Below are 14877 nucleotides of genomic sequence, written 5' to 3' on the forward strand. Positions count from 1 at the left end.
CTGCAACGCGCCCTAGCGACCGTCTAAGGAGTTCGAATTATCTTCGAGTAGTCGTTCGATGTTGGGGCGGCTTGTGCCCGGCTGCTGATCTCGGCTTGTTTCCTGACCTGGTCGAGGGGGAGGTCGGTACGGATCAGTCCGTGGTCGTAGAGATAGTCCGGCAGGTAACCGGATACGATGATGCGCCAATCTGGCGGGATGCCGGGATTGATCAGCCGAGCGAGCTTGAAGACGATTGTCGTGCAGTTTGCTGTGATCGTTTGGTAAAATTCCGGCTGAGCCGCAAGCGCGTTGGCCTTCTCTAGGTAGGACAGGAAGAGGGCGCGTGCGATCTGAGGAGAGACCCGGAGCGGATAGAGCGACACACTTTCCCGGCGGGTGTTGGTGCGCAGGCGGACGATGTCGCTTTCTTCGGCAGCAATTAGCACCAGTTCGAACTCTTTGAAGAAGCCGCCGATCTCCGAGAATGCCTCGCCTTGCTCCTTTCGGATCTCGGCCGAGAATACGACGTGTCTACCATCTGCAAAACCGAAGCTGACAAGGGTATGGGCAATCGCGGGATTGCTCCAGACGGAGTTCAACAGATCGACCGACTGGAGTGAGGCGAGGTCATATTGCCCGGTTTGCCAAATTGGATCGAAGTCCTCAGTTGTCCGCCATTGAAAGTTGCGGACGTTGTGGAGGGTGATTTGGTCGCCCGCTATTGTTGCGGTGACACCGTGGGCAACGTCGACCGCCCATTCCCGATCGTTGCTCGGCTTGATGCTGCTCCACCAGTAGGAAACGGGGAACATTGCCGCCAACAGAAGTACACCGGCAAGCAGCGGTCGCCGTCTGACAATCAGAATGGCCATGAGTCCGACGAGAAAGCCGGCAGCGATGGTCGGCCATTTCCATGCAGAAGGGGCCTGATAGAATGCGGCGAGCGCAAACCATCCCGCGAAGGCGACAACGGCTAGCCGGAAGACGAAGCGAGCAACAAGTGCGAGAATTCGCCACTTCCGAGGCTTCGCCGCAGTGAAAATGGTTGCCATTGTTTCGCCCTTTGCGAACGCGCCTGCCTGCCAATCGGAAGGGGCAATACCGCGCGGTCTCGCAGGAACCGCAAACCATCAGAAACATGGACGTTCGCTTCAACGGCGGCCCCGGATCACACCAGCGGTGCGAGCGGGGCCGCCCGTCGAATTATGCGGATGCGGCTTCGCTCGGATTGTCCGAGAGCGCCTTGCGCAACCGCTCTTCCTGATCAGGCGCCAGCGACGTTTTCAGGACGCGGCCACGCAGCCCCTGGAGCTCGGCCAGAACCTTCTCCGGTTGCGCCTTGCGCACGAGGACGAAGAGAGCGGAGGAGGAATTCGGTATCGTCCCACCAAGAGACTTGATGAAGTCGTCGTCGATGCCGTAGTCGGCAAGCGAGCCGGAGATCGCGCCGGTGCCTGCACCGACGAGGCCGCCGATCGCAAATCCCGCGAGCGGATTGAGGAAAAGCAGGCCGACGAGACCGCCCCAGAGGGAACCGGACAACAGGCCTGACGTGGCACCGATTGCTGTCAGGTTGAGGCTCTGCTTGAGGTGGACCTTGCCGGCCTCGTCTCGGACCACCACGACTGCATCTTCGAGATCGACGAGGTATTCCTTCTTCAGGCTGTTCAATTTCAGCAGCACCTTGTCTGCTTCATCCATGGCATCGAAGCCGATAACAACGAGTTCCGACATTGTCTGTTCCTTTCGTTTGACAGCGAGCATATGGAGCATGACGGCGGGCAGAACTGTGCCAGCCGGGACTATTGATCGAACGCGTAGATCTTCTTCCAGTCAGCTTTCATGTCGACGAGCAGCCAGTTGCGCGCAATGGCCTCATCAAGTGCCTTGTCGAGCCTTCCGAAGTCGGATTTGCGATCGTATGCGTATTCCCGATCTGCATCGGTATGATGAACGATCATTGCGAAATGAGGCCCCTGACCGGCCATCACCCAGCGCAGCATTTCGTAGTCTCCATCCGAATTGCCGGCAGCAAAGACCGGGCGTCTGCCGATGAACTTGTTGATCCCTACCGGTTTGCCGGGACCATCATCGACGAAATCGATCTTCGGAAGCCGGTTCAGAACCGGCGTATCGCCGACCAGGGCATATTGCGTCGTGATCGTGCTGCCGACGACCTGTTCGGGCGGAATGCCGTATGCCTTCTCCGTGATGGGGCGCATGAACTCGACGCCGCCGCCGGAGACAATGAAGGTCTTGAAGCCATTTGCGCGCAGGTAGTCCAGGAGTTCGCGCATCGGCAGGAATGTCATCTCATTGTAGGGCTTTCCGGTCTTGGGGTGTTTCGCCGTCGCGAACCAGTCGGTGACGATCTTGCGGAAATCGTCGGTCGTCATTCCTGCGTGGGTCTCCATTCCAAGCTCAACGATGCCCCGCTCGCCGCCCTTTGCGACGCCTTTGAGGTCGCCGGCGAGGATCGATTTGAAGGGTTCCTTCTCTTTCCACTCTGGGTGTTGCGGGGCGAGTGTCTTGACCCGATCCAACATGAAACCAAGCTGAAAGTAGAATGGCTGCTCCGTCCACAGCGTTCCGTCATTGTCGAAGACGGCGATACGGTCCTCAGGAGCCACGTAGTCACTACCGCCCTCTGTCGTCACCTTCTTGACGAAGTCGACGATTGCCTGCTTCGACTTGCCCTCATTCCACAAGGGAAGTTCCTGTCCGAACGCGCTCACTGGGGGCAGCAGAAAAAGCAGGAAGACGCGCACACACCGGGACATCGGGATACTCCTGATCAGGTTGCAACGCGCTTGATGCAGCGAAAACCGACATGGCTGGTCGAGGTATCTTCCGGCTCAGCGTGGCGGGCTGCCGGGCGATAACGCCGGCAATAGTTCGGGGCGCAAAGGTGCGAGCCGCCCTTCAGCACGCGCCTTGGGATAAGAATGTTGGCTTGGTTGGGATCATAGCTGGCCTCTTTGCCGCCGCCGCGAGGGTTCTCTGGGATGCAGCAGGCTTTCGCAGCTGGTTCCGGATGGCGGGTCGACCAGTAGTCCGATGTCCACTCCCAGACGTTGCCGATCATGTCATAGGCGCCGTAGCCGTTCGGCGGAAACGAACGCACGGGCGTCGTTCGATCCTTGCCGGCCGCTTTCGTGCTGTGGGTCGGGAACGTGCCTTGCCAGGTGTTGGCCATCGCGACGCCTTCGGGCATGAGTTCGTGGCCCCAGGCAAACTCGGTGTCGTCAAGCCCGCCGCGGGCTGCGAGTTCCCACTCAGCTTCCGTCGGCAGGTCCATTCCCGCCCATTCGGCATACGCCTTCGCATCGGAATAGGCGACATGGACAACCGGATGGTCCAGCTTGCCGCGGAGATCGCTCAAGCCGCCATAGGGCCGCCGCCAGTTGGCGCCGAACTTGAATTTCCACCACTGGGTAATGTCGGTGCCGCTTACCGTTTTCGGTGGGGTGAAAACGAGAGATCCCGCCCGTAGCATGTTCGGCAAGGCGCCGGGGTAATCTCTCGGGTCTGGGGCTTTCTCGGCCAGTGTGACATGGCCGGTTGCCTTGACGAATTCCTGGAACTTACGGTTCGTGACCGACGTTGCCTCGATCCAGAAGCCGTCGACGGTAACGGGATGAGCCGGGGCCTCTTCGGGATAGTGGTCGTTGGAACCCATCACGAAGGTCCGGCCAGGTATCCACACGAGGTCGTCATGGTCGTCGCCCTGACGTTGCGGCCGGTGTTCTGCGTCAAATGCCAGTGCCATCGTCGCCTCCGAAAGCCTGCCCTGAGTATCGCCACGCGTTGCTTCAGCCGTAAGTACGTTACGGTAACATGCCTTCCAGAAAACGTTACATTAGGCGTAAATCTGCTGCTCAGCCCTATGGATTCAACTCGGGCAACAGATTTCCGCGCGTCGTGCGTGGCGCGTGTTGCCGCGCATGCCTGTTTCGCGTGATCGCAGCCGCGAGTGCTGCCCGATCGAGCGTAGCCTCTGATGAGCCGGAACCGTAGAGCAATCGATCGAGTTGCTCGACGTGACAGCAAAGGTCGGTGTCGCCACTAGCGGCTGCCCAGGCCGAAGCCGTCCGGTAACCAACGGCATGGCACCAGTCGTCGAGCGAAGCGTAAATGCCCTGCGGTGGCTCATGCTTGACGGCGTGCAGCATCCGGCGGAAGCGCTCCGGCTCGGATTCGGCGCGCATTTGCCGCCGTTGCGTCAACCATTGCCGGATCGGCGACAGCCAACGGCGGCCCGCTAAAAACACTGCGCTCAGCACGGCGATCAAGAGGGTGGCGACCGCGATCATACGCATGGTTCGCTGACGCGCAGCAGGTGCCGCCGCCTCGCTCGCCTGAACATTCGGCGCAATGCGTTCGGTCGGTGCCTGTGCTTCGGCCACAGTCAGATCGACTGCGGGTAGCGATGCGGTCTTCGTGGTCTTGGTGAGGGTGTCAAACCATTCGAGGCTGATCGACGGGAGCTGGAAGGTGCCGGGCGCCGCCGCAACGTAGGTGATCGTCTCCGTTCGCGAGCTTCCGTCTATCTGATCGCGATTGACACCATCGGCCAACTGCGGTGACTGCGAATATGTCTGCAGGCCCTGCGCCTGACCGATCTCCAGCGGCGGGATCATCATTGCCTGCGTATTGCCAGCGAAGATGGTGACGGTTCTAACCAGGGCTTCGCCTGCCTTGAGCTTGGCGGGATCGCGATCGAACGATTGCGTCAGGCTAACGTCGCGGACCGCGAAAGGAAGAGCAGTCTTGTCGCTGCCGGTTGGAGAAACAGCCGTGAACTGCGTCGGTGGCAACTGCGCGGTGCCTTGAACAAACTTGCCGTCATCGGAGTACTTGAAGTCGATCGTGGCAGGAGGCAGCGTGTACGTGCCTGCGGTCTCGGGAACAATCGCATAGTTACGGCGGATGCCGGAATACTGCACGCCGTCGATCGTTTCCGTCATGTTCTGGGCGCGCTCGTCCGGAAGCGTGACGAGTGCGTTCGGAAGGTCAAATAGAGGAAACTGCGGTGGCGATGTGAAGAAATTCGGCGCAAAGACGTCGACCGTGACCTGCACCTGTTGACCCGGCACGATGCTATCGCTGTCGTTGATGGTCACGCGGGCAAAGGGTTCCGCGGCCAAGGCAGCGCTTGCCATCAAAGCCGTAGTCAGTGCTGCCCAAGCGGCTCTCACGGCTTCCTCTCCTCAGCCTCGATCGCGAATTTTCGCGCCATCAGCTCTGTTGGGCTCACCTGGAGGTTCTTCATCCACATCTCCGACGTCTGTTCGGTGACATCGACCTGTCCGGCCTTGCCCTTCTTTCCCTTGTCGTCGAATTTGACCTGGTCCGGCTTTTGGTTGGGGTCTTGTGGCTGATCCTGTTCGTCTTTCTTCTGGCTGGCCACCAAGGTTTCGGCGATCGCAAGATTGGCGGACGCTTCCGGCCAGTCTTTGCGTTTCTCGAGCGCCCTCCGGTAAGCGGCGACAGCTTCTTCGAACTTCGAGAGAAAAAGCAGCGCATTTCCCTGATTGTACCAGCTTTCGGCGCTGTCGACCGTGGCGAATGCATCGATTGACTCGGCAAGTTTCCCGGCGCGGTAGAGCGCCACGCCACGCCACATCGGGTCGCGAAAATGGGACGCGGCATCGTCATAGTTCCCGCGCGTGAAGGCGAGCCTGCCTTGCTGATCAGGCGTCAGCCATATGTCGGCGAAATTCGCCGCATGGGACGATGTCGGCGCAAGTATAAGCCGCGCCAGAATAAGTACAGCTCCCAGCCGAACGACCCATCCTCTCCGAAAGGTCAGCGCGAAGAGTACAGCGGTCGGCATGAGCAGCAGCCAGCCGGCGTCCTTCCAGCGGTTGCCTTCCTCTGATTTCTTCTGGGCAAAGTTGGTGGCCACCCGCTGTGTGATCCAACGGACGTCCGTGTCGTCGTCGGTGATCGTGGCGACGTCAATGCCCGTCAGTGCGTGCAAGTCTTTCAGCGCGTCGATATCGAGCTTGGCAAAGACACGGTGGCCGCCGGCTCCAGTCAGAAAGCTACCGTCAGGCGTTTTCACGGGACCGCCTTCCGCAGTTCCGACGCCGAGGATCAGGACGCCGTTGTCTGTTTTCCGCTTGAACGCATCGAAGGCGTTCTGTTCGACGCCGTCGGTGATGAAGACAATGGTGCCGGCGGCGTCGCCGTCTGTGAGGGTCTGTTCCGCTGCGGTGAGCGCGGCCGCTGAGTCCTTGCCGGAAACCGGCATGATGCGCGTGGCGAGCGCATCGGTGTAGGTCTCGACAAGCGCCGCATCGTCGGTCAGTGGCAAGACGAGGTGGGCCGATCCGGCGTAGGCGATGACGGCGGTTCTGGCACCCTGCCGCTGAGCAACGATGTCCTTGATCTTCAGCTTGGCACGTTCGAGCCGCGAAGGCGTGAGATCGATCGCGTCCATAGTCGATGACAGGTCGACGGCAAGAACCAAGGGTGCCGTGTCTTCGACGAAGGGTGGAGCCTCGCGCTCCCAGGTCGGGCCTGCCGCGCCGATGGCTGCCAGGACGAGGACTGCTCCAAGCAGCCGCGAAGGGTGCAGGCGCGTACGCCCCGACGCTTCGACGATCAGCCTCTCCAAAAGATGAGGGGCGATCATATCCCTCCAGCGATTGCGGAGATTGCTCGACCGCGAAGCAAGCAACACGATTCCGATCGGCAGGAGGAGTGCCAGAAGCCACCAGGGGCGAAGGAAGTGGAAGTCTTCGATCATGCGGCTGACCTCCGGAGAAGTCCGCCAAGTGCGGCTGCGCAGTAATATAGCGCGAGCACCGTAATCGCCGCACCGAGCGGCCAGTGAAAGAGCTCTATGCGTGGCCGCCAGGACAGGTTTTTCTGATCTTCGGGCGTGATCTTGTCGAGTTCGTCATAGATCGCCGCAAGCTGCGTCTGGTCGCCACCAAAGAAATAGCGGCCACCTGTGTCGCTTGCGATCTTTTGCAAGGCCGCAGTGTCCAGCTTGTCTTCACCGGTTGCCGCCGGGTCGCCTATCCCGACTGCATGGATAACAACGCCCTTCTGCTTGGCTATGTCGGCCGCTTTAGCTGGCGGCATCTTGCTGGCGGTGTCGTTGCCGTCGGTGAGCACGATCAGCACCTTTTCCGGAACGGTGGTCTTCTCGAACATCTTGATTGCAAGGCCAATCGCATCGCCAAGCGCGGTCCGAGGCCCCGCCATTCCGGGCAGTGTTTCGGCAATCATTGTCTGAACAGTACGGTGATCCATCGTGAAGGGGACGAGTGGGTAGGGAGCGTCACCAAAGGCGATCAAGCCAATGCGATCGCCCGGTCTCTTGGTAACGAAATCGGCGACGACCGTGCGAACCGCGTCGACGCGTGGGCGTGTGGTCCCATCCGGAGCACGAAAGTCACGAGTGTCCATTGATTGCGAAAGGTCGAGTGCCAGCATGAGATCACGCTGGGGTTCGACTTTCTCGATCGGCGGCTCGACGAATTGCGGGCGGGCGAGGGCGACCACGATGAGGCACCAAGCAAGGGCTTCGGCAACCAGTTGCGGCCAACTTCGCCGGGCGATCACCGAGCCCGATGTCGGCGTGATGCCGACCGCGCTTGCGACCTGGTCAAAGAAAGGCAAGCGCACCGATGCCGAGGTTTCATGATGGGCAGGCAACAACCACCAGACTATGAGGGGTAGCGGCAGCAACACCAGCAGCCATGGATGATCAAGCTGATACACGATGACGCTCGATCCAGTTGCGCGCACCAGCAATCAATTCGGTTTCCGTATTCGCGCCGCTCCCTTCGCTGGCGTGATATTCGAGATCATCAAGCACGGCTTGTAGCGCACGGCTGGTCGCACGATCACCGTGGACCTCGAGAAACTTCACCCAGGCCGCGCCGGCGAGGGAAGCAACATCGTCGCGAGGCCAGCCGGCAAGAGCGACACGCTTTAGGAGTATCGCGAGGTCACGAACGCCGGACTGCCGTGTCTCGGGATTGCGGATCTTCGCTTCCACGCCAGCAAGCAGCGTCAACGCCTCGCGCCGGTAGGCATTGGCGCGATAGTGGCGAAGCCAGAGCAGAAACGCTGTAGCAAGGATCAGGGTCAGGATCGCGGCTAGGACGGCCCAGCCCCATGTCTGAGGCATCCACGAAACCGGCGGCGGCACGGCGATGTCCTTCAGCGAACGCAGCGCTGTTTCAGTCATCGGGTCCAACGAGGTGCCGGCCGGTTCCATGTCACCGCCGCCTCTGGCGCCAGGCGGGCTGTTCCAGCAATTTGCGGAGCTGTGGCGCCGTTTCTTCCGCTGTGGAGATGGGCAGCATGGGAAGGCCGAGTTCACGCTGCCAGGCGCGCAGTTCCCGGCCGCGTTCTCGGGCGAAGCGGTCTATCGATTGGCGCACGTTGCCTTGCCTCAGCGCCAGCTCAGCCTGGAGGCTGCCGCCGCTGACGACGATGTTTCCCGATTGCGGCAGTTCCAGCATGAAGGGATCATAGACCAACAGGCAGATCACGTCGTTATGGGCGGAAAGGCGCAGCAAACGGTCGCGGGTCGCCGTCGTGTGGCCGTCGAAGTCGCTGATGATAATCACGAGATGATCGTGATGCGCGATATTGGCGACGCGTTCGACGACGGTGTCGAGTGCATCGAGAGACGGTGCGCCGGAATAGCTCGCGCTCAATTTGGCGTTCTGAGTCGCGATCCGGTCGGCAAAGCCGATCACCGCTTCGCGGCTGCGATGTGGGCGTATTTCGTCGATCCTTTCGTCATTAAAGACAAAGCCCCCGACACGGTCGCCGGAGCCGAGAATGCGCCAGGCGCAAAGTATGGCCGCTTCCGCCGCCGTGACCGATTTCATCGAGCGGCGACTGCCGAAGAACATATTGATGCGTTGGTCGACGACGACCAGTGCCGGCCTTTCCTTTTCTTCGGAGTAGACACGGACCGCCGGCTTCGTCGTGCGCGCGGTGACGCGCCAATCGATCGTGCGGATGTCGTCGCCAGGCAGGTAGTCCCGCAGTTCCTCGAATGTCAGTCCGCGGCCACGCATGGAAGACTGCATGCGACCGGCAAGCAGGCGATGGCTCTTGGCTTTCTGCACGAAACTCAGATCGCGGGCGCGACCTTCCAGAGCTACCAGCTGGCTGGTTGAGACGTGAATGCCTTCTGCATCGGGATTTGTCGGCATTGCGCGATCCTCAAGAGACAGCCACGAGCTCGACGATGCGATTGATCACCTGATCAGGCGTCGTATTCGACGCATGTGCTTCGTAAGACAGAATGAGACGATGGCGGAAGACATCGTTCACGACTGCCTTGACGTCATCGGGCGTCACGTAATCCCGCCCCTTGAACCATGCATAGGACCGGGAGACCTTGTCGAGGCCAATCACGCCGCGCGGGCTGATGCCAACCTGCAGAAGCTCCGCCAGATCCTTGTCGTATCTGTCAGGATAGCGGGTGGCGAGCACCAGTGCGACGATGTAGTCCTCGATCGGACTCGAAACGGTAACCGCGCCAATCTCCTTGCGGGCGTCGAAAACGGACTGGGGGTTAAGCTTATGGTCTTCGGCGGGCTTCGTGCCACTATGTGCTGCGTTTTCCTCGTCCCGGTTCAGACGCATGATGGCCGCCTCGGACTTTCCATCGGGATAACCGACCTCGACATGCATGAGGAAGCGGTCGAGCTGAGCTTCGGGAAGAGGGTAGGTACCTTCCTGCTCGATCGGGTTTTGCGTTGCCATGACCATGAAGAGAGGCGGCAAGGCGTATCTCTTTCCGCCGACCGTCACCTGCCGTTCCTCCATCGCCTCGAGAAGCGCTGACTGCACTTTGGCCGGCGCGCGATTGACTTCGTCGGCAAGGATCAGGCTGGCAAAGATCGGTCCCCGCTGGAATTTGAACTCACCCTTGCCGCCTTCGCTGAAGTAGATCTCCGAGCCGGTGATGTCGGCGGGGAGCAGGTCAGGGGTGAACTGGATGCGGGAAGGCTCTGCATCCAGGTTTTTCGCCAGGTTCTTGATAGCGCGCGTCTTGGCAAGCCCCGGCAAGCCCTCGACCAGGAGGTGGCCGTTGGCGAGGAGGCCGAGCAGCAAGCGCTCAACCATCGTCTCCTGGCCGATGATTGACTGCCCGATCCTTTTGCCGAGGTCGAGAATATCGTCGCGTGCAGTCATGGTTCCCCCTAAACAGATGAGCGGGCCGCGCGAGCTGGCCCGCTCATGGCTGTTGCTACTTTCCAGTCGCGGCGCCTTGGTCCATGGAGCGCATCAGGGCCTCGACCATCTGGTCGATACTGAAGCTCGCCGAACGCTGGCTGGGAGGGTAGTCTTTGAACGTCTGCAGGAATGGAGCGACCCGCCAGACGCCGTACTGGATGAGATAGGCATTCTTCGCCAACCAGTCGTAATACTGGTCGGAGACGACATCGGCGCGCTCGTAAGGATCCATGCGCAGATTGAAGACCTTCGGTGCACGCAGGCAGGTGAAAGGGTTTGCCCATACGACGAAGCCGCCCGGCTCCCTCTGTTCGCAGAACACGATCTTCCAGTTGCCATAGCGATAGGCGACGACTTCTCCATCATCGTTGAAATAGTAAAATTCGTCGCGTCCCGACTTCGGCTGCTGTCCCGTCAGATAGGGAAGCTGGTTGTAGCCATCCAGATGGACCTTGAACTGGTTGCCGTTGATGCTGGTGCCATTGAGAAGCCGCTCCTTGATGTCGTTATCGCCAGCGGCCGCAAGCAGGGTCGGGAACCAGTCGAGCCCGGACATTATTTCGTTAGACACGTCGCCGGCCTTGATGTGGCCGGGCCAACGAACCATTGCGGGAACACGGAATGCGCCTTCCCAGTTGGTATCCTTCTCGCTTCGGAAGGAGGTCGTCGCCGCATCGGGCCATGACCATTGGTTGGGACCGTTGTCCGTCGTGTAAACGACGATCGTGTTGTCGGCGATGTTGAGATCGTCCAGCGCTTTCAGGAGCTTGCCGACATCGCCGTCATGCTCGAGCATGCCGTCCGCATATTCGTTGCCGGGCATTCCGCTTTGGCCCTGCATGGAATCGCGCACGTGTGTAAAGGCGTGCATGCGAGTCGTGTTCATCCAGGTGAAGAAGGGCTTTCCTTCCTTGGCCTGCCGCTGGATGAAGTCTATCGCTGCTGCTGTCGTTTCGTCGTCGATCGTTTCCATGCGCTTGCGGTTCAGGGCTCCGGTGTCGTCGACCCTGCCATCGGCAAACGAATGCAGGACGCCGCGCGGCGAGTTGCTCTTCACGAACGCCTGGTCATTCTTTGGGTAGTAGGGACGCTCGGGCTCCTCCTCTGCATTTAGGTGATAGAGGTTGCCGAAGAACTCGTCGAAGCCGTGCTTCGTGGGCAGGAACTCGTCGCGGTCGCCAAGATGGTTCTTGCCGAACTGGCCCGTCGCATAACCGAGCGGCTTCAGCGCCTGTGCAATGGTAATGTCACGCGCCTGCAGGCCTACGGTCGCACCGGGGATACCAACCTTGCAAAGGCCCGTGCGGAGGCAAACCTGGCCTGTGATGAATGTCGAGCGGCCGGCGGTGCAGCTGTTTTCGGCGTAGTAGTCGGTAAACAGCATACCTTCCTTGGCGATCCGGTCAATGTTGGGCGTTTTGTAGCCCATGACCCCCATCGTATAGGCGCTGATGTTCGTCTGGCCGATGTCGTCTCCGAAGATGACCAGGATGTTCGGTTTTGCCGTGTTCTGAGCCGGTGCCGCCTGCTGTGCATGAGCAGCGCCGTAGCTGAGCGAAGTAGAGGCCAGCGAAAGGGCAAGCGCCGCACCGGCATGCCGAAGCCGTTTCGAGAGAGACGCACTCATTGCGATCCCCCTTGTTTATTCAGGTCATCCGACATTTACGCTCTCCTGGTTGTGGGCAGGTCGTCGCATTTTTCGACGAGCCTACGTTCCCACTGAAGAGCGTCACTCGGTAAGTACGTTACGGTAACAAACGAGCGTCAAAACGTAACAACGAGTGGAATGCGCACGCTTACTGCGTGAGCGGCTGCACCTTGAAGTCGCCTTGAAGCGTTTCATCGACCGGACGCTTCTTGGCCCGCGTTGGCTGTTCGAGCACCGTGACAGGCGCCGCGACCGCGGTGGCGGCGACATTGCCGATGGTGGTGACGGTGCCACCGACGACGGCAGTGAGACCTTGACCGAGCGAGACGTTCGAGTCCGTCAGCGTCTGTCCCGTGATGATGCGCTGGCCGATCAGTTGAACGATCTCGGGGCTTTCGGCGAACTTGCCATGGTTCAGACCTTCGCCCTTCACCTTGGTAAGATCGATTGCGGTAATACCGGCGGCTTCGAGTTTCGAACGATAGGGCTCGACAGTCGGGTCGATCGCGCCCAAACGCGAGACCTTCCCCGTGATGAAGCTCGACACCGCAAGCGCCTTGTCATCCTGAGATACGAAGATCGTGAACTTTGGCGTCGGCGTGCCCATCTCCGCGAATTGCTTGGCAAAGACCTGGATGTCGATATCGGGCGAAGCGAGAATGACGTTATGAATCTTGCTGTTCACGTGGCCGTCGCGGATACCCATCTGTCGCAGCGACTCCATGGTGAGCCAGGTACCCATCGAGTGTGCAAGGATCGTGATGTCCTTTACATCAGGATCAGCGGCCAGTGTTCGCAAGGCCTGTTCGAGCGCCGTGCGCGAATAGTTGGTGCTTTCCTTGTCGTATTCGTAGGCCGTGACCTGCGCGCGCGAAGGCCACGTGAAAAGGAGAGGGGTCGCCTGCATGCCGGAATCGTGGACGATCTGGGCGAGCCGGAAAACCGAATCTTCGTATGTGTTATTGAAGCCGTGAACGAAGACCAGTGCTCGCCCATCCTGGATATTCTGGTGGAACCAGGCGCGCCCCTGTGGAATCGTGTCGATTTCCTTCACGCTGGTCACTGCAAAGTCGGTCGCCGGATTGGGCGGCAGTCGCTTCGGCCATTGGACGGTGCCGGGCTCCCGTTTCGGCGGTATGGAGACGTCAACGGCAGTCAGATAGGGCTTCGGGCTGCGTTCGCCGGTGAAGAGCGTTGCAGGGTCGCCGGAGGGTTCGCGCGTGGTCGCGACCAGCATGCTGACCTTGGAGGTGTTCGACGTCGCCGCAACGGGTGCCATGACCCCGCTTGGGTGACCACAACCGGCAAGAAGTGCGGCGACGAGCAGCGGTACAAGTGTCCGAACAGTGCGGGCTGCGATCACGTCTCCGGTTCCCTCATTGAAAACGCAAGCACCTTACGGTGGCCGGGCGAAAGTGAAAGTACATTACGGTAACCAAGCGGATGTTATGTGCAATTCGCGTCAGATGCCTACGTGCCGCGACGAGTTTTGGGCAAGTGTTACCGAACCGCAACGAGCCTTGCGCGCTGTTCCGTCGCTAGCTGCCATCAATCCGCTCCCTGGGACACTCCTTGCTGCACTTCCTTTGCTTTTGTGAATTCAGTTCATATATCCTTGGACCAAGTGACCGCTTATCACTGAAATCCAGTGCCTCCATATGTTCGCCAGTCAACCACGCCGGCTGGCCGGCAGATCATTCGAGGCACATTATGCCAATTGCTCTCTTCGCTTTGACGATCGCAGCCTATGCGATCGGAACCACGGAATTCGTCATCGTCGGCCTGTTGCCGACTGTTGCTTCAGATCTTCACATCAGCCTGCCGTTGGCCGGACTGATCGTGAGCGTTTACGCCTTGGGTGTCACCTTCGGCGCACCGGTGCTGACGGCGTTGACCGGACGTATCGAACGGAAGCCACTGCTTCTGGGCCTGATGGCGCTCTTCGTCATCGGTAACGGGATGGCGGCTATCAGCCCGAGCTACGCGCCGTTGCTGGTCGCGCGCGTGCTTTCGGCCTTTGCGCACGGCGTCTTCTTCTCTGTCGGCTCGACCATCGCAGCCGATCTCGTTCCTGAAAACCGTCGCGCCTCAGCCATCGCCATGATGTTCATGGGCCTGACCGTTGCCATCGTCACCGGCGTTCCGCTCGGAACACTGATTGGACAAGTCTTCGGCTGGCGGGCGACCTTCGCTGCCGTTGCCGGCCTTGGCGCAATCGCTTTCATTGCGATTGCCGTGTTGCTGCCGTCCAACCTGAAGAAGGCGCCGGCCGCCAGCATCGTCGACCAGATTCGCGTGCTCGGCAGCGGCCGTCTGCTTATCGTCTTCGCCATGACCGCGCTCGGCTACGGTGGCACATTCGTTGCCTTCACATTCCTTGCGTCGATCCTGCAGGAGATCACCGGCTTTGCAGCCGGCACCGTCAGCCTCGTTCTCGTGGTCTACGGCATCGCGATCGCCATCGGCAACGTCGCCGGCGGCCGGTTTGCCAATCGCAGCCCGGTACATGCCTTGACCGGATTGTTCGTTGCCCAGGCAATTGTGCTGGTGCTCTTCAGCTTCACGGCGCCGTCGCCCTGGCTGGCCGTTCCGACGCTGGCTGCGCTCGGCTTTCTCTCTTTCGCTAACGTGCCCGGCCTGCAGATCTATGTCGTGCAATTGGCAAAGCAGATACGCCCCGCCGCTGCCGATGTGGCATCGGCCCTGAATATCGCGGCATTCAACCTCGGTATTGCCGCGGGCGCATGGATCGGCGGCCTCGTGGTGGAATCCTCGCTGGGGCTCGGGGCGACGCCCTGGGTTGGAGCAATCCTCGTCGCGGGAGCCCTGGTTCTGACGCTATGGAGCGGCGCTCTGGACGGTCGCTCGGCATCGAACGCCGACAGAGCGAGCCAGCCCGCCTAGTGAGGGCGAAGAGAACGTACACGTCCTAAAAGCGGTGGTCGACGCGAGCCCAATCGCGTTGGCCAACGTGCTTTGGCGCCGCGGAGTATCTCGCCTTAGCCCGGCGCGGAAGACCGGTACTT

Annotated in this window: 13 protein-coding genes; 1 reads left to right on the plus strand and 12 read right to left on the minus strand. The window is 60.3% G+C overall.

What is annotated here, in order from left to right:
* Window positions 1–23 precede the first annotated feature (23 nt).
* From ATY79_RS30160 to ATY79_RS30215, 12 genes are all read right to left on the minus strand, one after another.
* Window positions 24–1034, minus strand: a complete 1011-nt coding sequence (locus ATY79_RS30160; RefSeq protein ID WP_088705773.1) for a DUF4105 domain-containing protein — start codon at window positions 1032–1034, stop codon at window positions 24–26.
* A gap of 151 nt (window positions 1035–1185) precedes the next feature.
* Window positions 1186–1716, minus strand: a complete 531-nt coding sequence (locus ATY79_RS30165) for a DUF1269 domain-containing protein (protein ID WP_088694996.1) — start codon at window positions 1714–1716, stop codon at window positions 1186–1188.
* 68 nt (window positions 1717–1784) lie between these two features.
* The gene (locus tag ATY79_RS30170) at window positions 1785–2762 is read right to left on the minus strand and encodes an HAD family hydrolase (protein ID WP_088705774.1); all 978 of its coding nucleotides are present in this window, start codon (window positions 2760–2762) and stop codon (window positions 1785–1787) included.
* 14 nt (window positions 2763–2776) lie between these two features.
* Entirely contained in the window at window positions 2777–3751 is a 975-nt protein-coding gene (locus tag ATY79_RS30175; RefSeq protein ID WP_088694994.1) for a formylglycine-generating enzyme family protein, read from the minus strand.
* Between the two features lie 115 nt (window positions 3752–3866).
* Window positions 3867–5180, minus strand: coding sequence for a BatD family protein (locus ATY79_RS30180; RefSeq protein WP_141105593.1), 1314 nt, complete (start codon window positions 5178–5180; stop codon window positions 3867–3869).
* Window positions 5177–6736 carry a VWA domain-containing protein gene (locus ATY79_RS30185; protein WP_088694992.1) on the minus strand — a complete coding sequence of 520 codons (1560 nt, stop codon included), beginning with the start codon at window positions 6734–6736 and terminating at the stop codon, window positions 5177–5179. Before ATY79_RS30185 ends, ATY79_RS30180 begins: the two co-directional genes overlap by 4 nt.
* Window positions 6733–7719, minus strand: a complete 987-nt coding sequence (locus tag ATY79_RS30190) for a VWA domain-containing protein (RefSeq protein ID WP_088694991.1) — start codon at window positions 7717–7719, stop codon at window positions 6733–6735. The genes ATY79_RS30185 and ATY79_RS30190 overlap by 4 nt, the downstream gene beginning before the upstream one ends.
* Window positions 7706–8221: a DUF4381 domain-containing protein gene (locus ATY79_RS30195; protein ID WP_088694990.1), complete on the minus strand. Its 516-nt coding sequence runs from the start codon at window positions 8219–8221 to the stop codon at window positions 7706–7708. Before ATY79_RS30195 ends, ATY79_RS30190 begins: the two co-directional genes overlap by 14 nt.
* A 1-nt stretch (window position 8222) precedes the next feature.
* Window positions 8223–9173, minus strand: a complete 951-nt coding sequence (locus ATY79_RS30200) for a DUF58 domain-containing protein (protein WP_088694989.1) — start codon at window positions 9171–9173, stop codon at window positions 8223–8225.
* Window positions 9174–9183: 10 nt separating this feature from the next.
* Complete coding sequence (locus ATY79_RS30205; RefSeq protein ID WP_088694988.1) at window positions 9184–10161, minus strand: MoxR family ATPase; 978 nt, start codon at window positions 10159–10161, stop codon at window positions 9184–9186.
* Between the two features lie 55 nt (window positions 10162–10216).
* Complete coding sequence (locus tag ATY79_RS30210; RefSeq protein WP_088694987.1) at window positions 10217–11830, minus strand: arylsulfatase; 1614 nt, start codon at window positions 11828–11830, stop codon at window positions 10217–10219.
* Window positions 11831–11999: 169 nt separating this feature from the next.
* Window positions 12000–13130 carry an alpha/beta hydrolase gene (locus tag ATY79_RS30215; RefSeq protein ID WP_088695190.1) on the minus strand — a complete coding sequence of 377 codons (1131 nt, stop codon included), beginning with the start codon at window positions 13128–13130 and terminating at the stop codon, window positions 12000–12002.
* 431 nt (window positions 13131–13561) lie between these two features.
* Here ATY79_RS30215 and ATY79_RS30220 point away from each other — a divergent pair, with 431 nt between their 5' ends.
* Window positions 13562–14755 (plus strand): MFS transporter, encoded by a 1194-nt coding sequence (locus tag ATY79_RS30220; protein ID WP_088705775.1) that lies wholly within the window; start codon window positions 13562–13564, stop codon window positions 14753–14755.
* Window positions 14756–14877 lie beyond the last annotated feature (122 nt).

The sequence above is a fragment of the Rhizobium sp. R693 genome (genome assembly GCF_002211315.1).
Classification (GTDB): Bacteria; Pseudomonadota; Alphaproteobacteria; order Rhizobiales; family Rhizobiaceae; genus Rhizobium.